The 20,994-nt window shown below is 70.4% G+C and carries 17 protein-coding genes; 5 read left to right on the top strand and 12 right to left on the bottom strand.

The features are described 5' to 3' along the window. Window positions 1-2 precede the first annotated feature (2 nt). The 5 genes from KZI27_RS08970 to KZI27_RS08950 form a co-directional block, all read right to left on the bottom strand. Window positions 3-1,772: a peptidoglycan D,D-transpeptidase FtsI family protein gene (locus tag KZI27_RS08970; protein ID WP_222660705.1), complete on the bottom strand. Its 1,770-nt coding sequence runs from the start codon at window positions 1,770-1,772 to the stop codon at window positions 3-5. 49 nt (window positions 1,773-1,821) lie between these two features. Beyond that, window positions 1,822-2,547 carry a hypothetical protein gene (locus tag KZI27_RS08965; protein WP_222660703.1) on the bottom strand — a complete coding sequence of 242 codons (726 nt, stop codon included), beginning with the start codon at window positions 2,545-2,547 and terminating at the stop codon, window positions 1,822-1,824. 1 nt (window position 2,548) lies between these two features. After that, entirely contained in the window at window positions 2,549-3,514 is a 966-nt protein-coding gene (rsmH, locus tag KZI27_RS08960; protein WP_222660701.1) for a 16S rRNA (cytosine(1402)-N(4))-methyltransferase RsmH, read from the bottom strand. Window positions 3,515-3,620: 106 nt separating this feature from the next. After that, window positions 3,621-4,052, bottom strand: a complete 432-nt coding sequence (gene mraZ / locus KZI27_RS08955; RefSeq protein WP_071254530.1) for a division/cell wall cluster transcriptional repressor MraZ — start codon at window positions 4,050-4,052, stop codon at window positions 3,621-3,623. Window positions 4,053-4,533: 481 nt separating this feature from the next. After that, the gene (locus KZI27_RS08950; protein WP_222660699.1) at window positions 4,534-4,929 is read right to left on the bottom strand and encodes a DUF3040 domain-containing protein; all 396 of its coding nucleotides are present in this window, start codon (window positions 4,927-4,929) and stop codon (window positions 4,534-4,536) included. Window positions 4,930-5,039: 110 nt separating this feature from the next. On the opposite strand from KZI27_RS08950, the gene KZI27_RS08945 reads away from it, so the two are divergent. Further along, on the top strand, window positions 5,040-6,158 hold the full coding sequence (locus KZI27_RS08945) for a polyprenyl synthetase family protein (RefSeq protein ID WP_222660697.1): 1,119 nt from the start codon (window positions 5,040-5,042) through the stop codon (window positions 6,156-6,158). Between the two features lie 70 nt (window positions 6,159-6,228). On the opposite strand, the gene KZI27_RS08940 is transcribed toward KZI27_RS08945, so the two are convergent. Further along, complete coding sequence (locus KZI27_RS08940) at window positions 6,229-6,585, bottom strand: Rv2175c family DNA-binding protein (protein WP_222660695.1); 357 nt, start codon at window positions 6,583-6,585, stop codon at window positions 6,229-6,231. 171 nt (window positions 6,586-6,756) lie between these two features. Here KZI27_RS08940 and KZI27_RS08935 point away from each other — a divergent pair, with 171 nt between their 5' ends. Together KZI27_RS08935 and pknB are read left to right on the top strand one after the other, a co-directional pair. Further along, window positions 6,757-8,055 carry a LysM peptidoglycan-binding domain-containing protein gene (locus KZI27_RS08935; RefSeq protein WP_261784189.1) on the top strand — a complete coding sequence of 433 codons (1,299 nt, stop codon included), beginning with the start codon at window positions 6,757-6,759 and terminating at the stop codon, window positions 8,053-8,055. 82 nt (window positions 8,056-8,137) lie between these two features. After that, the gene (gene pknB, locus KZI27_RS08930) at window positions 8,138-10,207 is read left to right on the top strand and encodes a Stk1 family PASTA domain-containing Ser/Thr kinase (RefSeq protein WP_222660693.1); all 2,070 of its coding nucleotides are present in this window, start codon (window positions 8,138-8,140) and stop codon (window positions 10,205-10,207) included. Window positions 10,208-10,378: 171 nt separating this feature from the next. Here pknB and KZI27_RS08925 read toward each other — a convergent pair whose 3' ends face one another. The 3 genes from KZI27_RS08925 to KZI27_RS08915 form a co-directional block, all read right to left on the bottom strand. Then, window positions 10,379-11,764, bottom strand: a complete 1,386-nt coding sequence (locus KZI27_RS08925; protein ID WP_222660691.1) for a class II 3-deoxy-7-phosphoheptulonate synthase — start codon at window positions 11,762-11,764, stop codon at window positions 10,379-10,381. Window positions 11,765-11,857: 93 nt separating this feature from the next. Further along, the gene (locus KZI27_RS08920; RefSeq protein WP_222660690.1) at window positions 11,858-12,583 is read right to left on the bottom strand and encodes a lysophospholipid acyltransferase family protein; all 726 of its coding nucleotides are present in this window, start codon (window positions 12,581-12,583) and stop codon (window positions 11,858-11,860) included. Window positions 12,584-12,644: 61 nt separating this feature from the next. After that, entirely contained in the window at window positions 12,645-13,598 is a 954-nt protein-coding gene (locus KZI27_RS08915; protein WP_111085799.1) for an ROK family glucokinase, read from the bottom strand. 122 nt (window positions 13,599-13,720) lie between these two features. Here KZI27_RS08915 and KZI27_RS08910 point away from each other — a divergent pair, with 122 nt between their 5' ends. Continuing rightward, entirely contained in the window at window positions 13,721-15,664 is a 1,944-nt protein-coding gene (locus tag KZI27_RS08910) for an AMP-dependent synthetase/ligase (RefSeq protein WP_222660688.1), read from the top strand. A gap of 125 nt (window positions 15,665-15,789) precedes the next feature. On the opposite strand, the gene KZI27_RS20230 is transcribed toward KZI27_RS08910, so the two are convergent. From KZI27_RS20230 to KZI27_RS08900, 3 genes are all read right to left on the bottom strand, one after another. Beyond that, the gene (locus KZI27_RS20230) at window positions 15,790-15,921 is read right to left on the bottom strand and encodes a hypothetical protein (RefSeq protein WP_260233057.1); all 132 of its coding nucleotides are present in this window, start codon (window positions 15,919-15,921) and stop codon (window positions 15,790-15,792) included. Between the two features lie 125 nt (window positions 15,922-16,046). Continuing rightward, on the bottom strand, window positions 16,047-16,550 hold the full coding sequence (locus tag KZI27_RS08905; protein WP_222660686.1) for a peptide deformylase: 504 nt from the start codon (window positions 16,548-16,550) through the stop codon (window positions 16,047-16,049). Between the two features lies 1 nt (window position 16,551). Continuing rightward, complete coding sequence (locus tag KZI27_RS08900) at window positions 16,552-19,962, bottom strand: pyruvate carboxylase (protein ID WP_222660684.1); 3,411 nt, start codon at window positions 19,960-19,962, stop codon at window positions 16,552-16,554. Between the two features lie 60 nt (window positions 19,963-20,022). Between KZI27_RS08900 and KZI27_RS08895 the strand changes: the two genes are divergently transcribed. Then, window positions 20,023-20,844 (top strand): ParA family protein, encoded by an 822-nt coding sequence (locus KZI27_RS08895; protein ID WP_111085803.1) that lies wholly within the window; start codon window positions 20,023-20,025, stop codon window positions 20,842-20,844. The last annotated feature ends 150 nt before the right edge of the window (window positions 20,845-20,994 follow it).

The raw sequence follows: 20,994 nt of genomic DNA, 5'->3' as shown, positions 1-20,994 counted from the left end.
CCTCACCACGTGGACGGGTAGAGCTTCGCCTCGGACGCGGAGGGGGCTACTCGGTACTTCTCGAGCACCTGGGACATGAGAGTGCGGAACGCCGGAGCCGCTCCGCTCGACCACTTGTTGGTCTGCGGCTTCGTGAACGTCACCGTGACAACATACTGGGGGTCTTCGGCGGGTGCCATTCCGGCCACCGAGGTGATGCGCTGACCGCCGTAGCCCTTCGAGCCCTCGGCCACCTCGGCCGTACCGGTCTTCGCAGCGATGTTGTAGCCCGAGATCGGCTTCATGCCCACGAGCGTGCCGCCCGTGACCACGCTCTGGAGCATGTCGGTGACCTGCGTCGCGGCGTCGGCGGACACGACGCGCTGCTTCTGCACGTCGGGCGCGTCGATGGTCGTGCCGTCCGAGGTGGTGCACCCCTTGACGAAGTGCAGCGGGATCCGGACACCGTCGTTCGCGATGGTCTGGAACACGCTGGCGACCTGGACCGCGGTCGTCGAGATGCCCTGGCCGAACATCGAGTTGATGTTCGTCTGCTGGTCCCAGTTCGGGCTCGAGCCGTAGTCCATCGACGGCTGGCCCGGGTAGTCGATCGCGCTCTCCGGCTCGAACAGGCCGAACTTCTTCATGTAGTCGTAGCGCTGCTGGGCCGTCAGCCGCTCGCCGAGCTCGGTGATGCCGACGTTCGACGAGTTCTGCAGGATGCCGGTCAGGGTCAGGTTCTCGGTCTGGTGGAACTCCGAGTCCTGGATGCGGCCGCCCCAGGGGAACGTGCGGGAGTAGGGCACGACTGCCTGGTCGGTCGGACTCGACTTGCCCTGGTCGATCAGGGCAGCGGCGATGGCGGCCTTGATCGTCGATCCGGGCTCGTAGCTCGCCGTGAGTGCCCGGGAACCGAACGCCCCCTTGTCGGTGGTGGCGTCCACGTCGTTCGGGTCCACCGTCGGGTAGTCGGCGACCGCGAGCAGCTCACCCGTCTTCACGCTCGTGACCGTGGCCGTCGCGGACTCCGCCTGCAGGGTCTTCGCGGCGGACGCGATGGTCTGCAACGCCATGTACTGCAGGTCGCTGTCGATCGTGGTGACGAGCGTGCCGCCGTCCTTGGCCTGTTTCTTCGTCACGGTGCTGCCCGGGAGCTGGACGCCGTCCTCACCGCGCTCGTACGTCTCCGAGCCGTTCGTGCCGGCCAGGCACTTGTTGTACGCGTACTCCAGGCCGGCCTGCGCGCCGTCGGTGCCCATGAAGCCGGTCACGTTGCCCGTGGTCGCGCCCGTCGGGTAGACCCGCGACGCCTGCTGCTCCTTGTAGATCCACGGGATGCCGAGGTCGGTCACGGCCTCGTAGTGCTTCACGTCGAGGCCCTTGACCAGGTAGGCGAAGTCCGACTTCGGGTTCGCGGCGATGTTCTTCCGCATGGTCGCGACGTCGCCGCCGGAGGCCTTCGCCAGGGCGGTGAGCGCCGTCGACACGCTGATGTCCTTGACCCGTGTCCCACCGAGCTTGCCCGTGAACTTCTTGACGAGGCGCGGGGCGGTGGTGATGTTGTACCGGGTGACGCTGTCGGCGAGTTCGGTCCCGTTGCGGTCCACGATCGAGCCGCGAGTGCCGTAGATGGTCACCGGGATGCTGCGCTTCTGGGTGGACTGCTCGTTGAGGGCCGAGGCCTGCACGACCTGGATGTCGACGAGACGGACCACGAAGACGCCCACCAGGGCGATCACGGCGATCATCACGATGCTGTATCGCAGTCGGCGGTTGCGGATCGTCTTCGTCACGCGGTGCGGTCCTTCCCGGATGGTGCAGAGGGTGGTGCAGACCCGCAGGTCACCGGGTGGAGGGCGCCTGGAGCTGGTTCGCGTCGGACTCTACGGAGGACTTCGAGGAACCCCCGTCCGACGCGCTGGCGCCGCTCGTCTTCTCAGACGCGGCGCTGCCGGCCGTGCTGCTCGTCGCGCTGTCGGCGGCGTCATCGGCCTTGGCGTCGGCGCTGCCGGCGGTGCCGGTGGTGCTCGCGCTGCCGGTGGTCGAGCCCGTCTCCTTGCTCGTCGACGTGTCGCCCTGCTTCGCGGCGAGGGGGACGTCGTTCAGCAGCGAGTTCGGCACCTGGTTCTCCGTGCTCGCCGTGGCCGGGTCGGCGACCGCGGGCGTCGGCGTGCCGTACACCCGGCCCGTCTTGGGGTCGAGGTACACCGGCGTGGAGTTCGCGATCATCCCGAGCGACTGCGCGTTGCGGGCCAGGTTCTGCGGCGAGTCGAGCACGCGGAGTTCCTCGGAGAGCGACTGCTGCGTGCGGGAGAGGTTCGTCTGCTCGGTGCCGAGGGCGCTCAGCGTGTAGGCCCCCTGGCTGAGCACCATGCTGATGCCGAGCTGGGCGAGCAGCAGGATGCCGAGCGCGACGACCGCCGTGACGGCGTAGCCGATGCGGGGCCGTGCACGACGCTGCGCCGCGGTCGGGGTGACCTCGACGAGCTCCGGCCGGCTCTGTCGGTCCGGGCGCGGGGCGCGGGACGGGACGACGGCGGGGTCGACGAGTGCGAGGTTCGTGCTCATGTCACTTCCGGATCCGCTCGGCCGCGCGCAGGCGCACGGGTGTTGCTCGGGGGTTGGCAGCGCGCTCGGCCTCGTCGGCCAGCTCGGCGCCCTTGACGATCAGGGAGAAGGTGGGGGCGTGCTCGGGGAGCTCGACGGGCAGCCCGGCGGGGGCGCTCGACTTCGTGCGCTCCACGAGTGCCCGCTTGACGATGCGGTCCTCGAGCGACTGGTACGACTCGACGACGATCCGGCCACCGACCGCGATGGCGTCGAGTGCCGCCGGGATCGCGCGCTCGAGGACGCTGAGCTCGGCGTTGACCTCGATGCGCAGCGCCTGGAACACGCGCTTCGCCGGGTGGCCCTGGCGCTGGATCGCGACCGGGGTCGCGTCGTGGAGCACCTGGACGAGGTCGCCGGACATCGTGAACGGTGCGCTCGCTCGGCGCTCGACGATGGCGCGGGCGTACCGGCCGGCGAGCTTCTCCTCGCCGTAGCGCTGGAAGATGCGGCGCAGCTCGCCCTCGTCGTAGGTGGCCAGGACGTCGGCGGCCGTCTGCCCCTCGGTCCGGTCCATCCGCATGTCGAGCGGGGCGTCCTGACTGTAGGCGAAGCCGCGCTCGGCCCGGTCGAGCTGCAGCGAGCTGACACCGAGGTCGAACAGCACGCCGTCGACCTGACGGAAGCCCTCGCCCTCGATGGCGTCGACGATGCCGTCGTACACGGTGTGCACCAGACGGACGCGGTCGCCGAAGCGGGCGAGCCGCTCCCCCGCGATGCCGAGGGCATCGGTGTCGCGGTCGAGACCGATCAGCGTCAGCTCCGGGAACCGTTCGAGCAGCCCCTCGGAGTGACCGCCCATGCCGAGCGTGGCGTCGACGACGACCTTGCCCGGTCCGTCGAGCGTCGGCGTGAACAGGTCGACGATGCGCTCGAGCATCACCGGCGTGTGCGGGAAGCGTGGTGTCCCGTTGTCGTTGTCGGCCATGTGCAGCCCCTCGTCTCCTGGGCCGCGGGTCCGGATCCCCATCCATGCGACCTGACATCGGGGAAGTGATGTCAGGGCTTCACGGCTGGGAGTCCCGATCCACGGATCAGAAGATCCCCGGGATCACCTCCTCGTCGTTGTCGGCGAACGCCTCTTCGGCTTCGGCGTAGTAGGCCTCCCACGCGGTGGTCGACCAGATCTCGGCACGGTCACCGCTGCCGATGACCGTCAGGTCCCGCTCGAGCCCCGCGTACTCACGGAGGTTCTGCGGGATCGTCACGCGGTTCTGCTTGTCGGGCTGCTCGGCGCTGGCCCCCGAGAGGAACAGGCGCATGTAGTCCCTGGTGCGCTTCGACGTCATCGGTGCGGTCCGGATGCGCTCGTGGAGTTCCTCGAACGTCCGGGCGCTGAAGACCACGACGCAGCGTTCCTGGCCGCGGGTCATCACGAGCCCCCCGGACAGTTCGTCCCGGAACTTGGCGGGGAGGATCACGCGACCCTTCTCGTCGAGCTTCGGGGCATGAGTACCGAGCAGCACGTCGGGCCTCCCCTCCGCTCCACCGGACCGTTGCAGGCCCCACTTTACTCCACTCCCCTCCCCATGCGCAGGAATCCGCTCCCTTTTCGCCCCGTGGCACCCCTTCTGGGGCCGTTTAGGCGCCGGTCGCGGCTGAGCCATCGCCGCGGATGCCTGTCATGGCGCGGATCCGGGCCGGAGCGGAGTGCGTGGAGGAAAGTGGAGGACTTTCGCAGCCGGTGGAGCGTCACGGCGGCGCGGCGGAGCACGGCTCGATGTGGCGCGGGGTGCCCGGCTGCTCACACCACGGCGCCGGCACCGCGCCGAGGTTCCACGACATGCCGTGCGCGAGTCGCCGAGGTTCTACGAACGGACGCCAGGGCGCGCGAGATCCCGAGATTTCGGAACCTCGACGACGCTCGCCCGCGCTCGCACCCGCGAACGCGAAAACGGGGCCGACCCGAAGGCCGACCCCGTCACGAGGGAGGAGTGTGGAGGGCTGTTACTGCCCCTGGTCGTTCCGCTTGTCCCAGCGGTCGTTCATCCGGTCCATGAAGGACCCACCGCCACCGCTGGCCGGACGAGCCGATCCACCGGACGCAGGAGCACCCGGTCGGGCGGGCTTCGCCTTCGGGGCACGCATGCCCGGGCGCAAGGCGAAGAGGACACCGGCGAGCATCACGACGAAGCCGAGGATGCCGAGCAGCGGGGCCTTGATCACGAGACCGACGATGACGATCGCGACGCCGGCGAGTGCACCGAGCACACCGAGCGTGATGGCCGTGTACGTCGGACGACCCTGTCGACGTGTGACACGCGCCACGAAATCGGAATCGTTCTGGTAGAGGCTGCGCTCCATCTCTTCGAGAAGGCGCTGCTCCTGTTCCGAGAGCGGCATCTGGGTTCCCTCTGTTCCTGGGATCGACGCGGGGTTGAACAACCGGGCTGGAAAACACTCGGTTGAATGGACCGATTCTATGTCCCAACCGCTCCACTAGGGTAGGGACTGTGGCTGAGAGTACGCGATTAGTGGACCTCGTATCGGCGCGTATCGACCGGGCACTCGACGAGCAGCGTGAGCGGCTCCTCGCGATCAGCCCCGATCTCGCCCCGTTCGACCTGTACGCCCGTGATCTGCTGTCCGGCGGCAAGCGCTTCCGGGCGCTGTTCTGCTACTGGGGATGGCAGTCGGTGGCGGGCCGTTCGGGCTCGTTCGACCCGCTCGCCGAGGGTTCCCGCCAGACCACGGCCGAGGCGATCGTCACGGTCGCCGCGGCGCTCGAGGTCTTCCACGCCGCGGCCCTCGTGCACGACGACATCATGGACCGCTCGGACACCCGTCGCGGGCGTCCCGCAGCGCACCGCCGCTTCGAGTCGCTCCACCAGGAGTCCGGTTTCGTCGGCGACCGCGGACAGTACGGCACGAACTCGGCACTGTTGCTCGGCGACCTGCTGCTCTCCCTCAGCGACTCGGTGTTCGACGAGGGCCTCGCACTCCTCGACCCGGTGCGCGGCCGCATCGTGCGCCAGGAGTTCCACGCCATGCGCCTCGACGTCACCGCGGGCCAGTACCTCGACGTGCACGAAGAAACAGCCTGGCCCGTCATCGACGAGTCCGAGCACCTGCTCCGCGCCCAGCGCGTCATCGTCTTCAAGTCGGCGAAGTACTCGATCGAGGCACCGCTCGTCATCGGCGCTCTGGTGGCCGGCGCGAGCGGGTCGCAGCTCGAGGGGCTCCGCGCCTTCGGGCTCCCCCTCGGCGTCGCCTACCAGCTGCGCGACGACATGCTCGGCGTGTTCGGCGACCCCGAGGTCACCGGCAAGCCCGCGGGCGACGACCTGCGCGAGGGCAAGCGCACCGTGCTCATCGCCTCGGCGCGCAAGGCACTGGCGAGCGGCCCGCGGCAGCTGCTGGACGAGCTCCTCGGCGACCCGGACCTCGACGAGGAGCAGGTGCAGATGCTCCGCGCCACCCTCACCGAGTCCGGTGCGGTCGCCGCCGTCGAGCGTTCCATCGACCGGCACGTGCAGCGCGCGAAGGCGGCGCTCGACGCGTCGCCGCTGACGCCGTCGGCACGCGAGCAGCTCGCGTCGCTGGCCGACACGGTCAGCCGCCGGTCGTCCTAGAGGCGACACCAGGACAGACGGGAGGCCCGTGGCGACACCGCCACGGGCCTCCCGTCCAACCGGAACGCGTCTAGAGCAGCGACTGCGCCACGCGACGCACCTCGGCCTTGCGACCGGCGCGCAGCGCCGCGATGGGCGAGACGCCCATCGAGTCGTCGACGGTGAGCATCCAGCGCACAGCCTCGTCGTCGGTGAAGCCGTTGTCGCCGAGCACGGTGAGGGTGCCACGCAGCTCGGGCAGGGGTTCGCGGTCCTCGATGAACTCGCTCGGCACGCGCAGGACGCCACCGACGCGAGCCGCCAGCAGGGTCCGCTCCTCGAACAGGCGGTGAATCCGACCGGGGCTGGTGCTGAACAGGTCCACCAGCTCGGGGACGGTCAGCCAGCGCTCGGAGAGGGTCAGGTCGTCGACGGGTGCAGCACTCACACGCCCATGGTGCCAGAGCGGGGCACCGAGTGAGTACGCCTCGTTCGTCACATTCGTCACACGCACCACATCCGGCTCTCTGGTTGACTTGGGAATCACACCATGCCAGCGTTGTGCCACCTGTGAGTGCGCGCATGCACGCGCACGGGACAGTCGAGATCAGGAGAAACCGTGGACAACGCCGCAGACGAAGCCGCCCGACGCGCACGATCCGCCCGGTTCGCGACCATGCCCATCGTCCTCGCGGGCACGATCGCGGTGACCGCCGGTCTGACCGGCCCGGTCGCCCACGCCGAACCCCGACACGACGACGCGGACGCGAACCACAAGCGCCACGTCGACCAGGACCGCAACGTCGGCAACCGCCCGGTCTTCGGTACCGCGGTCGCACGTCCCGCGCAGACCACCGTCAGGACGGTCGCCGCGACGACGAGGGCAGCGACCCCCACGACCTACACGGTCCGTCAGGGCGACACGGTCTCGGGCATCGCCGCCCGCTTCGGCCTGTCGGCGCAGGAGGTCCTGGTGCGCAACGGCCTCGGCTGGAACACGATCATCCACCCCGGGCAGACGCTGCACCTGGCGTCGACGCCCGCGGTGACGACGGCGCGCACGACCACGAGCGCCGGATCGACGTCCGGGTCGGGGTCCAGCACCTCGAGCTACCACGTCAAGTCGGGCGACACCGTGTCCGGCATCGCGTCGCGGGTCGGCGTGTCGACGACGGCGCTCCTCAGTGCGAACAAGCTCTCGCAGCGCAGCGTGATCTACCCCGGCCAGACCCTCCGGGTGCCGCACGGCTCGTCCGGTGGCGGCTCGGTGTCGACGGCCGCCGCGTCGTCGGGTTCGTCGGGTTCGTCGAAGTCGAGTGTGAAGATCTCCTCGGGCGACACGATCGGCTCGATCGCCGCGTCCCACCACGTCTCCGTCGCCGCGCTGTTGTCGGCGAACGGCCTGACCTACACGAGCACGATCTACGCGGGCAAGACCCTCGTCATCCCGTCGTCGAGCTCCGCCGCGGTGACTGCCGCCGCGCCGTCGCGTGCCGCGGTGAGCGCCGCCGTCGGACTGAGTGCCGAGCAGCGCCAGAACGCGGCCACCATCGTCGCCGTCGGTCGCTCTCTCGGGGTGTCCGACCGCGGCATCGTGGTGGCGTTGGCCGCGGCGATGCAGGAGTCGAGCCTGCGCAACCTGCCCCACGGTGATCGCGACTCGGTCGGGCTGTTCCAGCAGCGGCCGAGCCAGGGCTGGGGCAGTGCGGCGAAGCTGCAGGACCCGGCGTACGCGACGAAGCTGTTCTTCGGCGGGCGGAACAACCCGAACGCGGGCAAGACCCGCGGGCTGCTCGACGTGCCCGGGTGGTCGTCGATGAGCATCACCGACGCCGCCCAGGCCGTGCAGCTCTCCGCCTACCCGAAGGCCTACGCCAACTGGGCGAGCGCCGCCGAGGGCTGGCTGGCCACCCTCTGAGTCTTATCCGGAAGATCGAGATTGGGTCACGACCGGTGCGCCGGTGCGGTCCCGTGCAGTCTCGATTCGTAGAATGCCGCCGATGACCACCAACGCCGCCACGGATCCGATGATCGGTCGCATGATCGATCAGCGGTACCGCGTCCGCTCCCGCATCGCGCGCGGGGGCATGGCGACCGTGTACCTCGCGACCGACGTCCGCCTCGAGCGACGCGTCGCGATCAAGATCATGCACGGGCACCTGGCCGACGACCAGGCCTTCCGCGAACGCTTCATCCAAGAGGCGAGGTCGGCCGCACGGCTGTCCCACCCGAACCTGGTCGGTGTCTACGACCAGGGCGCCGAGGACGACACCGCGTACATCGTCATGGAGTACATCCCGGGCATCACGCTGCGGGACCTGCTGCAGGAGCACCACGCCCTGACGCCGGAGCAGGCGACCGACATCCTGCGGGCGGTGCTGGCCGGCCTCGCCTCGGCCCACCGCGCCGGGATCGTGCACCGCGACCTGAAGCCCGAGAACGTCCTGCTCGCCGACGACGGCCGCATCAAGCTCGGCGACTTCGGTCTGGCCCGGGCGACGACCGCGAACACCGCGACCGGGGCCGCCCTGCTCGGCACGATCGCGTACCTCTCCCCCGAGCTCGTCACCCGTGGCGCTGCCGACTCGCGCAGCGACATCTACGCGCTCGGCATCATGCTCTACGAGATGCTCACCGGCGAACAGCCCTACAAGGGCGAGCAGCCGATGCAGATCGCCTACCAACACGCGAACGACACGGTGCCCGTGCCGAGCGCAGCGGTGTCCGGCGTGCCGCCCGAGCTCGACGAACTCGTCGCCTGGTCGACCGCCCGCGACCCCGAGGACCGCCCGCGCGACGCCCGCGAGATGCTCGACCACATGGCCGGCAACCAGCAGCGCGCGACGGGCCAGTACCGGACCGCCGTGCTGCGGCCCGAGAACGCGACCGCGATCCTGCCGTCCGGCGGCGGCGCCACGGCCGGGGCCGGTGCAGCCGGTGCTGGTTCCCGCGCAGCTGCCGCCGACGCACCGGCGGCGGCGACCGACGCCACGGCCATCATCGACTCCCCCGAGCGGAGCCGCCCGGCGACCCGCAACCGCAACACCGGTCCGGGCCCCCGCCGCACCGGCGCGCAGCCCGGCGTGCTGTCCCCCGCTGGGCAGCGCCTGGCCGACCTGTCGGCGAAGCGCCGGAAGCGCGGCTGGATCGCACTGTCGGTCTTCGTCGTGCTCCTGCTCATCGGCGCGGGCTTCGGCTGGTACTTCGGGCCGGGGCCGGGTGGCAACGTGCGCATCCCCGAAGTGACGGGCAAGTCGGTCTCGCAGGCCCGGCAGCTGCTCGAAGCCCAGGGCCTGCACGCGGCGTCGAAGACCGGAACCCGGTTCGACGCCGTCGTCGCGAAGGGACAGGTGTCCGTCACGAAGCCGGCCGCGGAGCGCGAGGTGCAGAAGGGCACGTCCGTGCAGCTCGTCGTGTCGAACGGCCCGAGGATGATCGCGCTGCCGGCGATCGTCGGGCAGCCGATCTCCACCGTCACCGCCGCGCTCGACGACGACTTCGAACTGCAGGACAACCGGTACGAGTTCTCCGCCGACGCCGCGAAGGACACCGTCATCGCGGCGACCGGCCGAGCGTCGGGCGGCAAGGCGCTCGACTTGACCGCGGTCAAGGCCTACGGCGAGACCGGTCCGGTCACCCTCACGGTGTCCCTCGGAGCCGTGCCCGACGTCGTCGGCAGGACCGTCGACGAAGCGTCGGCAGCACTCGACGACGTCGGACTGATCCTCGGCGCGCGCACCGAGGAGTACAGCGAGACCGTCCCCTCCGGCCAGATCGTCTCCGCCGAGGTGCAGGACTCCCCCGCCGTGCGCGGCACCGCGATCGACGTCGTCGTGTCGAAGGGTCCGGCGCCGATCACCGTCCCGGAGGACGGCGTCGTCGGCGCGACGATCAACGAAGCCACCGCGACGCTCGAGGGCCTCGGGCTCAAGGTCGCCGTACCGGACTGCACGAACATCCTGTGCGGGTTGTACGACTGGAAGTCGAAGCTCCCGGTGACCGGCACCGACCCGGGCGCCGGTGCCACGGTGTACCGCGGCGACACGGTGACGCTCGCCTACGACCAGTAGCGGTCGCGCGCGCCCACCCCGAGTCTCGGCCTGAGCGACAGTCCTCGTGCTCGCGGGCCCGAGAACTGTCGCCTCCTCCGAGACTCGGGGCGGGCCCGGGGCGGGCCCGGAACGACGGACGGGAGGCGCGGTGCCAGCTGGCACCGCGCCTCCCGTCCGATGGTGGTCGCGCTACGCGCGCACGTGCGGGTGCGCGCCGAGCTCCTCGGCCACGAGGAACGCGAGCTCGAGCGACTGCATGTGGTTCAGCCGCGGGTCGCAGAGCGACTCGTACCGGGTGGCGAGGGTGGCCTCGTCGATGTGCTCCGAGCCGCCCAGGCACTCGGTGACGTCGTCACCGGTGAGCTCGACGTGCATGCCGCCCGGGTACGTGCCGACCTGGCGGTGCGCCTCGAAGAAGCCGAGCACCTCGTCCACGACGTCGTCGAACCGACGGGTCTTGTAGCCGGTGGGCGTGGTGAGGCCGTTGCCGTGCATCGGGTCGGTGACCCACAGCGGGTTGGCGTCCATGCCCTTGATCGCCTCGAGCAGCTTGGGCAGCTCGTCGCGGATCTTGCCGGCACCCATGCGCGTGATGAACGTCAGGCGGCCGGGCTCGCGGTTCGGGTCGAGCTTGTCGACCAGGGCCTTCATGTCGTCGACGCTCGTGGTCGGGCCGAGCTTCACGCCGATCGGGTTCCGCACCCGCGACAGGAAGTCCACGTGGGCACCGTCGAGGTCACGCGTGCGCTCCCCGATCCAGATGAAGTGGCCCGACGTGTCGTAGGCCAGACCCGAGCGCGAGTCGATGCGGGTCATCGGACGCTCGTAGTCCATGAGCAGGCCCTCGTGCGACGCGTAGAACTCGACGTGCTTGAGCGCCTCGAAGTCGGCACCGCAGGCGTCCATGAAGCGGATCGCGCGGTCGATCTCCTTGGCGAGGTGCTCGTACCGGGCGTTCGCCGGGTTCGACGCGAAGCCCTTGTTCCACGAGTGCACCTGGCGCAGGTCGGCGAAGCCACCCTGCGTGAAGGCGCGGACGAGGTTCAGGGTCGACGCGGCCGTGTGGTACCCCTGCACCAGGCGGCGCGGGTCGGCCGTCCGGCTCTCGGGCGTGAAGTCGTAGCCGTTCACGATGTCGCCGCGGTAGGCGGGCAGCGTGACGTCGCCGCGGGTCTCGAAGTCGCTCGAGCGCGGCTTGGCGAACTGCCCGGCCATGCGGCCCATCTTGATCACGGGCATCGAGGCGCCGTAGGTCAGCACGACGGCCATCTGCAGGATCGTCTTGACCCGGTCACGGATGGAGCCGGCGGTCGCACCGGCGAACGTCTCGGCGCAGTCACCGCCCTGCAGCAGGAACGCCTTGCCCTGGGCGGCGGCGGCGAGCCGCTCGCGGAGCTTGTCGACCTCGCCCGCGAAGACGAGGGGCGGCAGCGTGGCGATCTCGGCCGAGGCGGCTTCGGCCGCGCTCGCGTCGGGCCACGTCGGCTGCTGCTTGATGGGGAGCGTGCGCCAATAGTCGAGCCCCTCGATGACGTCCGGATCCTGCAGGGCGACGAAGTCGGTCGACTCGGACAAGGGCGTTACCTCGGTGTTCTGTGCGGGCGGCCCGCCTGGCCGTCGGAAGGCGGCAGAACGGGCGTCCTGGCGGGGTGCCGGGACCATCAGAGCCTAACGTGCGGGCGACGACTTCCGTTCCCGCATGACGGCCTCGCGTGCGGAGCTCGCGCGCTCCTTGACGCTGGTGGCGTAGACGTCGACGTACTCCTGCCGGCTCAGCCCGGCGAGCTCGTGCATGACCTCGTCGGTGACGCTCCGCAGGATGAACCGGTCGGTCTCGAAGCCCTGGAACCGCGAGAAGTCGAGCGGCTTGCCGAACACGACGCCGACGCGCTTGATCTTCGGGAACCGCTGCCCGATCTGCTGCACCTCGCGCGTGCCGACCATGGCGACGGGGACGACGAGGACCCGGCCCTCGAGGATCATCCGCGCGATGCCGGTGCGACCGCGGTAGAGCTTGCCGTCGGGGCTGCGGGTGCCCTCCGGGTAGATGCCGAGCTGCTCGCCGCGTGCCAAGACCTGCAGGCCGGTGCGGAGCGACGCCTCGGACGCCTTGCCGCCGGAGCGGTCGATGGGCAGCTGGCCGATGGCGTTGAAGAACGTCTTCGTCGCCCAGCCCTTGAGGCCGCGCCCGGTGAAGTAGTCGCTCTTCGCCAGGAAGGACAGCCGCCGGTCGAGCACGGCCGGCAGGATCACCGAGTCGATGAACGAGATGTGGTTCGACGCGAAGATGACCGGCCCCTTGGCGGGGACGTGCTCGCGGCCGACCACCCAGGGGCGGAACAGGGTGAGGATGAGCGGGCCGAGCACGAAGTTCTTCAGCAGCCAGTAGGTCATCGACGACTCCAGGTGGTGGGGCGGGCCAGAGCGACCTTACGCGGTGCGGACGAGGATGCGCCTACGCCGTGCGGGCGTGGATGCGGGCCAGGTCGGCGGCACCGACGACCCCGGCGTCGTTGACCAGCTCGGCGATCACGAAGTCCGGCTCGGGGTGGTAGCCACGCGCCGGCAGGTTGTTGAGGTACGCCTGCTTGATCGGGTCGAGCAGCCGGTCCCCCGCGCTGGCGACACCGCCGCCGAACACGAAGAGCTGCGGGTCGAGCACCGCCGACAGTGAGGCGCAGGCTTCACCGAGGTGCCGACCGAGACGGCGGAGGGCCGCGAGGGCACCCGGGTCGTCGGCCAGGATCAGGTCGCCAACAATGTGACCGTCGAGCTCGCCGCCGTTGGCTTCGCGCGCGTCGGCCAGGGCCGAGCCGATGCCGCCGGCGTCGGCGACGTCGTTCGCCATCCGCTGCAGGGCACGGCCGGAACCGTACTGCTCGATGCAGCCACGGGCACCGCAGCCGCAGGGCAGACCGTTCGGCACGATGCGCAGGTGCCCGATCTCGCCACCGGTGCCGAAGCCGCCGCGGAACAGGCGGTCCTCGGTCACGATGGCGCCGCCGACGCCGGTGCCGATGGTGAGCATGGTCATGTCGGAGACGAGGCGGCCGGCGCCGAAGCGGAACTCGGCCCAACCGGCGGCGTTGGCGTCGTTGTCGACCGTGATGTGCAGGTCGCCAAGGCGCTGCTGCAGCTTCTGGCGCAGCGGCTCGTTCCGCCACCGGATGTTCGGCGTGTAGTAGACGATCGACTGCGAGGCGTCGATGAACCCGGGAGCCGCGACGCCCACGGCGCCGACCTCGTGTCCCGAACTGAGTCGCTCGACCATCGAGACGACGTCGTCGAGCATGGCGTTCGGGTCCGCAGCGTTGGTGGCCACGCGGTCCTCGGCGATGATCTCGCCGAGTTCCGTCACGACCGCTCCCGCGATCTTGGTGCCCCCGATGTCGATTCCGATGGCGTGCACGGTCCAAGAGCCTACCGGTTCACCGCGAACTCACGGAACGCCCGGTCACGCGCCCTATGCTGGCTGTGACGCCTCGCAGGATGAGGCGCCCTCGAATCGAACCGGCAGACAAGGGAGTCACCGTGAACGATCAGCGACCCGAACGCGCCAGCGTCACCACCGACGGTGCTCTCGCCGACAGCGCAGTCACCGACAGCGTCGGCGTTCCGCCCGGGAGGCACGCATCGCGTCCGACCAGCGGCCCCGTCGCTCCTGACCACGGCTCCGCAGCGCGGCTGCTCGGCGACCGCGCCCGGCTGACGCCGTCGCGTCCGATCCTGGCCCAGCGCCACGGTGACACGTGGACGACGATCACCGCCAGCGAGGTCCTGGAGCGGGTCCGCGGCATCGCGAAGGGCTTCGTCGCCGCCGGCCTCGAGCCCGGCGCCCACGTCGCCATCCTGTCCCGCACGCGCCTCGAGTGGACCCTCGTCGACTTCGCGGTGTGGACCGCGGGGCTGGTCTCCGTCCCCGTCTACGAGACGAGCTCCCCCGACCAGGTCCGGTGGATCCTCTCCGACTCCGAGGCCGTCGCCATCGTCGTCGAGCAGGAGGAGCACGCGCGTCGGGTCGCCTCGATCGCACCGGACCTGCCGCACCTCGGACAGCACTGGACGATCGACGGCGGTGGGCTCGACGACCTGACCCGGCTCGGCGAGGACGTCACCGACGACGAACTCGACGCCCGGACGGCGACCGTGCACGGCCACGACGACGCGACCATCATCTACACCTCCGGGTCGACCGGGCGCCCGAAGGGATGCGTCCTGCGGCACGACAACTTCACCGCGACGGTCGAGAACGCCAGTGTCGCGATGCCCGAGGTCGTCGCGGACGGCGCCTCGACCCTGCTCTTCATCCCGATGGCCCACGTGTTCGCCCGGTTCATCGCGGCGATGTCGGTGTCGGCCGGTGTCCTGGTCGGCCACGAGCCGGACACGAAGGACCTCATGCAGGCGGTGTCGTCCTTCAAGCCGTCGTTCCTGCTGGCGGTCCCCCGGGTCTTCGAGAAGATCTACAACGCGTCCGAGCAGAAGGCCGACCTCGGCGGCAAGGGAAGGATCTTCCGGGCCGCGGCGGAGACAGCGGTCGCCCACTCCGAGGCGCTGGCCGCCGGGCGGGTGCCGCTCGTGCTCGGCCTGAAGTTCAAGCTCTTCGACAAGCTGGTCTACGCGAAGCTCCGGAACGCCCTCGGCGGTCGGACCGAGTACGCGGTCAGTGGTTCGGCGCCGCTCTCACCGCGGCTGTCGCACTTCTTCCGGTCGATCGGCGTGCTCATCCTCGAGGGCTACGGGCTCACCGAGACGACGGCCCCCGCGACCGTGAACCGCGCTGCAGAGCTCCGCATCGGCACGGTCGGCCGCGCGCTGCCCGGCGTCGAGATCCGGATCGCCGACGACCAGGAGATCCTGATCCGCGGCGTCGACGTGTTCGACCGCTACTGGCGGAACGACGAGGCCACGGAGCACGCCTTCACCGACGACGGCTGGTTCCGCACGGGCGACCTCGGGCGGCTCGACGCCGACGGGATCCTGACGGTCACCGGCCGCGCCAAGGAGCTCATCGTCACCGCCAGCGGCAAGAACGTCGCCCCCGCGCCGCTCGAGGACGGCATCCGCGAACACCCGCTCATCGGACAGGTCGTGGTCGTCGGCGAGGGCAAGCCCTTCGTCGCCGCCCTCGTCACGCTCGACCGCGAGATGCTCCCGGGGTGGTGCGAGAGCCGCGGGATCACCCCGGCGCTCTCCGCGCACGAGGCCGCGTACGACGAACGCGTGCTCAGCGCCGTGCAGGAGGCCATCGACACCGCGAACGGCCGGGTCTCACGAGCCGAGTCGGTCCGGTCGTTCACGATCCTGGACACCGAGCTGACCGAGGGATCCGGACACCTGACGCCGAAGCTCACGATCAAGCGGTCGGTCATCCTCCGCGACTTCGCGGCGGACATCGACCACATCTACTCGGGGTCGAAGGTGCAGACGACCGCGACGCCCGTCATCGAGGAGCGTCGCGGGCGCCGCGCGTAGCGCCCCGTCGTCTCGGCGTACCGGGGCGTTTCGGGCGTAGCAGGTCGTTTCTTCTGACCAGGTACGCCCGATTCCGCCAGGTGTGCGCGGGTTCCGGTGTGCGCGGGTTCCGGTGTGCGCGGGGCTCAGGCCTCCGGCGACTGCTCCGTCGCAGGGGCGTCGAGGACGGCGGTCGCACCAGTGGCGACGGTGGTGTCGGCCGGACGACGGTTGGTGCGGGTGCGGTGGGAGCTGAGCTCGTCAGTCTGACTGGTCATGCGGGAGTCCTGGGGGGATGGGATGGTCGTCGGTGTGAGGCCGACGCCGATACGGTACCCCTTCGTCAGGACAAAGCGACAATCCCCCGTGGGGGTGTCATGAGCAGGTGCTCAGCGGCACCCGGTCAGTGGAACCACTCCTGCGCCCGGATGTCCCGCAGCGCCTGCCGCCGCACCTCGGGATCGAGCGTCATCACGTAGACGGTGCCGTCGAGGTGGTCGACCTCGTGCTGCAGCGCCTCGGCCATCAGCCCGGTGCCCTCGAGCACCACCTCGGCGCCGTCGACGTCGACGCCGCGGACCCTGGCGTAGGGGTGTCGTCTCGTCGGGTAGCCGAGGCCGGGGACGGACAGGCACCCCTCCTCCATGAGTTCCGGCTCCCCCGAGACCTCGACGATCTCCGGGTTGAGGACGTAGCCGACCTCGCCGTCGACGTTGTAGGAGAACGCGCGGAGGCCGACACCGATCTGGGGCGCGGCCACGCCGGCGCGGCCGGGCTCCTTGACGGTGTCGATCAGGTCCTGCACGAGGTCGCGGACCCCGCTCGACCCGAGTGCGGCCGGAGCGATCGGGTCGGCGGGCGAACGGAGGACGGGGTCGCCGAACAGGCGGATGGGACGGACGGTCAATTTACTGCAGCACCACCAGGAGGTCGCCGGCGTCCACCTGCTGGGTCACCGGGATCGCGAGACGGCCGACGGTGCCCGCCACGGGCGCCGTGATGGCCGCTTCCATCTTCATCGCCTCGATGCTCGCCACGGCCGCTCCGGCCTCGACGACGTCACCGACGGCGACCTTGAGCGTCACCACACCGGAGAACGGTGCAGCGACGTGCTTCGGGTCGGACTTGTCGGCCTGCTCGGCGACCTTCGTCTCGACCTCGATCGACCGGTCACGGACCGAGACCGGGCGGAGTTGCCCGTTCATCGTCGCCATGACCGTGCGGATGCCCTTGTCGTCGACCTCGCCGATCGCCTCGAGCCCGACGAACAGGTTGACCCCCTTGCCGAGCGGCACGACGTGCTCCTGCCCGGGGCGCAGCCCGTACAGGTAGTCGACGGTCGGCACCACGGACAGGTCGCCGTACTGGTCGCGGACCCGCTCGAACTGCGCCGTGGGCTGCGGGAACAGCAGTCGGTTCAGCGCCTGCTGACGCTCGGGCCCCGGGGTGTCGAGGTGCGCGCGCTCGGCGTCCGGCACCGGCGTGATCTCGAGGCGGACGTCGCGGCCCGCCAGGACCTTCGTCCGGAACGGCTCCGGCCACCCACCCGGCAGGTCACCGAGCTCGCCGGCCATGAACCCGACCACGGAGTCCGGGATGTCGTACTTGTCCGGGTTCTGCTCGAAGTCGGCGGGGTCGGCGTCCACCGCGGCGAGCTGCAGCGCGAGGTCACCGACCACCTTCGACGACGGCGTCACCTTGGTCGGGCGTCCGAGGATCCGGTTCGCCTCGGCGTACCAGTCCTCGACCTGCTCGAACCGGTCGCCCAGGCCGAGCGCGATCGCCTGCTGGCGGAGGTTCGACAGCTGACCGCCGGGGATCTCGTGCTTGTAGACACGACCCGTCGGCCCGGGCAGCCCGGACTCGAACGGGGCGTAGGTCCGGCGGACCGCCTCCCAGTACGGCTCGAGGTCGCCGACCGCGTCGAGGGACAGGCCGGTGTCGCGCTCGGTGTGCGCCAGGGCGGCGACCAGGGCGGACATGCTCGGCTGGCTGGTCGTACCGGCCATCGGCGCCGAGGCCACGTCCACCGCGTCCGCACCGGCACGCGCGGCGGCGAGGAGCGTCGCGAGCTGGCCGCCGGCGGTGTCGTGCGTGTGCACGTGCACCGGCTGGTCGAAGCGCTCGCGCAGCGCGCCGACGAGCTTCTCGGCGGCGCCGGCGCGGAGCAGGCCGGCCATGTCCTTGATCCCGATGACGTGCGCGCCGGCCTCGACCATCTGCTCCGCGAGGCGGAGGTAGTAGTCCAACGTGTACAGGTCCTCGGCAGGATCGAGGAGGTCGGCGGTGTAGCAGAGCGCCGCTTCGGCGACGGCCGTGCCGGTCGCGAGCACCGCCTCCAGGGCCGGTCGCAACTGGCTGACGTCGTTGAGCGCGTCGAACACGCGGAAGACGTCGACGCCCGTGGCGGCGGCCTCGGCGACGAAGGCGTCCGTCACCTCGGTCGGGTACGGGGTGTAGCCGACCGTGTTGCGGCCGCGCAGCAGCATCTGGATCGGGATGTTCGGCATCGCCTCGCGCAGCGAGGCCAACCGCTCCCACGGGTCCTCGCCGAGGAACCGGAGGGCGACGTCGTACGTCGCCCCGCCCCAGGCCTCGACGCTGAGCAGCTGCGGCGTGAGCCGCGCGACGTACGGCGCGACCGCGACGAGGTCCTTCGTGCGGACGCGCGTCGCGAGCAGCGACTGGTGTGCGTCGCGCATCGTCGTCTCCGTCACCGCGAGCCGGGTCTGGGCGCGGAGTGCCCTCGCCCACTCGGCCGGGCCGGTCGCCAGCAGCAGGTCGCGCTGGCCCTCGGGCACCGGGGTACCGAGGTCGAGGGCGGGGAGCTTCGCGCTCGGTTCGGTGACCAGCGGCGACCGCTCGCCGTTCGGCTTGTTCACCGTGACGTCGGCCAGCCAGTTCAGGACCTTCGTGCCGCGGTCCTTCGACACGTGGCCGCTGAACAGCTGCGGGCGCTCCTCGATGAACTTCGTCGAGACGTCACCCCGGGCGAAGTCCGGGTCCTCGAGCACCGCCTGCAGGAAGGGGATGTTCGTGCTGACGCCGCGGATCCGGAACTCGGCGAGGGCGCGCTTCGCACGGGCGACCGCGGTCGGGAAGTCGCGTCCGCGGCACGTCATCTTGGCGAGCATCGAGTCGAAGTGCGGGCTGATCTGCGCACCGGTGGCGACCGTGCCGCCGTCCAGTCGGACGCCGGCGCCGCCGGGGCTGCGGTAGGTGGTGATGCGGCCGGTGTCCGGGCGGAAGCCCTGCGTCGGGTCCTCGGTCGTGATGCGGGTCTGCAGCGCGGCCCCGTGCACGGCGACCGTGTCCTGCGACAGGCCGAGGTCGGCGAGCGACTCGCCCGAGGCGATCCGCATCTGCGACTGCACGAGGTCGACGTCGGTGACCTCTTCGGTGACGGTGTGCTCGACCTGGATGCGCGGGTTCATCTCGATGAAGACGTGCTGTCCCTCGCGCTCGCCTTCGGTGTCCAGCAGGAACTCGACGGTGCCGGCGTTGACGTACCCGATGGACCGGGCGAAGGCCACGGCATCGCGGTGCAGCGCCCGCGCGATCGCGGGGTCGAGGTTCGGCGCCGGAGCGATCTCGACGACCTTCTGGTTGCGACGCTGCACGGAGCAGTCCCGCTCGAACAGGTGGATCGTGCCCGCCTCGGTGCCCGTCGCGTCGGCGAGGATCTGCACCTCGATGTGCCGGGGCCGGATGACCGCCTGCTCGAGGAACATCGTCGGGTCGCCGAACGCACTGTCGGCCTCGCGCATCGCCGCTTCGAGCGCCGCACGGAGCTCGGGCTTCGTCTCGACCCGGCGCATGCCGCGACCGCCACCACCGGCGACGGCCTTGGCGAACACCGGGAACCCGATGGCGTCGGCGCCGGCGAGGAGCTCCTCGATGTCACGACTCGCCGGGGTGCTCGCGAGGACCGGGACGCCGGCCGCGATCGCGTGCTCCTTCGCGGTCACCTTGTTGCCGGCCATCTCGAGCACGTGCTCACCCGGGCCGATGAACGTGATCCCCGCTGCGGCGGCCGCGGCGGCGAGCTCCGGGTTCTCGGACAGGAATCCGTACCCCGGGTAGATCGCGTCGGCACCCGACTCGCGCGCCACGCGGATGATCTCGGAGACGTCCAGGTACGCCCGGACCGGGTGGCCCCGCTCACCGATCAGGTAGGCCTCGTCGGCCTTCAGACGGTGCAGGGAGTTCCGGTCTTCGTACGGGTAGACGGCGACGGTGCGCGCCCCCAGTTCGTACGCGGCACGGAACGCACGGATGGCGATCTCACCACGGTTCGCCACGAGGATCTTGCTGAACACGACGTCCCTTTCAGCCCGGGTTGAGGTGAGACAACCCTAGTGGCGGTAACGTTGCTGATCGTGCATGTACTCAGCGTGAGCTCCCTCAAGGGTGGTGTCGGCAAGACGACGGTGACGCTCGGCCTGACTTCGGCCGCCTTCGCCAAGGGACTGCGCACGCTGGTGGTGGATCTCGACCCGCAGTCCGACGTCTCGACGGGCCTCGACATCAACCTCGCCGGACACCTCAACGTGGCCGACGTCCTCGAGAACCCGAAGGAGAAGATCGTCCGTCAGGCGATCGCCCCGTCCGGGTGGACGAAGGGGTCGCAGGGCAAGATCGACGTGATGGTCGGATCGCCCTCCGCGATCAACTTCGACGGTCCGCACCCGTCGATCCGCGACATCTGGAAGCTCGAAGAGGCGCTGGCCAACGTCGAGCAGGACTACGAGCTCGTCCTCATCGACTGCGCGCCGTCGCTGAACGCCCTCACCCGCACCGCGTGGGCAGCGTCCGACCGCGTCACCGTCGTCACCGAGCCCGGCCTGTTCTCCGTCGCCGCCGCCGACCGTGCGCTCCGGGCCATCGAGGAGATCCGCCGCGGTCTCTCCCCCCGCCTGCAGCCCCTCGGCATCATCGTGAACCGCGCCCGCGTGCAGTCGCTCGAACACCAGTTCCGCATCAAGGAGCTCCGCGACATGTTCGGCCCGCTCGTGCTCTCCCCGCAGCTGCCCGAGCGCACCTCGCTGCAGCAGGCGCAGGGTGCCGCGAAGCCCCTGCACGTGTGGCCCGGCGAGTCCGCGCAGGAGATGGCGCGCAACTTCGACCAGCTGCTCGAGCGCATCATGCGGACCGGCAAGATCGGTCCGTACGCCGACGGTGCGGGTGCGGCCGGAGCGTAGGCGGTAGGTCGTTCGGCGCCGGAGTCGTTCGGCGTCGGGGTCGTTCGGCGCTGGGTGTGCTCAGCGCCCGCTCTCGTTCGCCGAGGTTCCAGGACTCGCCGCTCAGGTTCGCCGAGGGTCCACTCCTGAGCTCCGAGCGCGCCGAGGTTT

It is taken from the genome of Curtobacterium sp. TC1 (assembly GCF_019844075.1).
Lineage (GTDB): Bacteria > Actinomycetota > Actinomycetes > Actinomycetales > Microbacteriaceae > Curtobacterium.
This window is presented reverse-complemented; position numbering and strand designations above follow the sequence as displayed.

Coding starts and splice junctions, on each gene's coding strand:
- KZI27_RS08965 (WP_222660703.1), bottom strand. CDS start 2,547: ATGAGCACGAACCTCGCACTCGTCGACCCCGCCGTCGTCCCGTCCCGC.
- rsmH (WP_222660701.1), bottom strand. CDS start 3,514: ATGGCCGACAACGACAACGGGACACCACGCTTCCCGCACACGCCGGTG.
- KZI27_RS08950 (WP_222660699.1), bottom strand. CDS start 4,929: ATGCCGCTCTCGGAACAGGAGCAGCGCCTTCTCGAAGAGATGGAGCGC.
- pknB (WP_222660693.1), top strand. CDS start 8,138: ATGACCACCAACGCCGCCACGGATCCGATGATCGGTCGCATGATCGAT.
- KZI27_RS08920 (WP_222660690.1), bottom strand. CDS start 12,583: ATGACCTACTGGCTGCTGAAGAACTTCGTGCTCGGCCCGCTCATCCTC.
- KZI27_RS20230 (WP_260233057.1), bottom strand. CDS start 15,921: ATGACCAGTCAGACTGACGAGCTCAGCTCCCACCGCACCCGCACCAAC.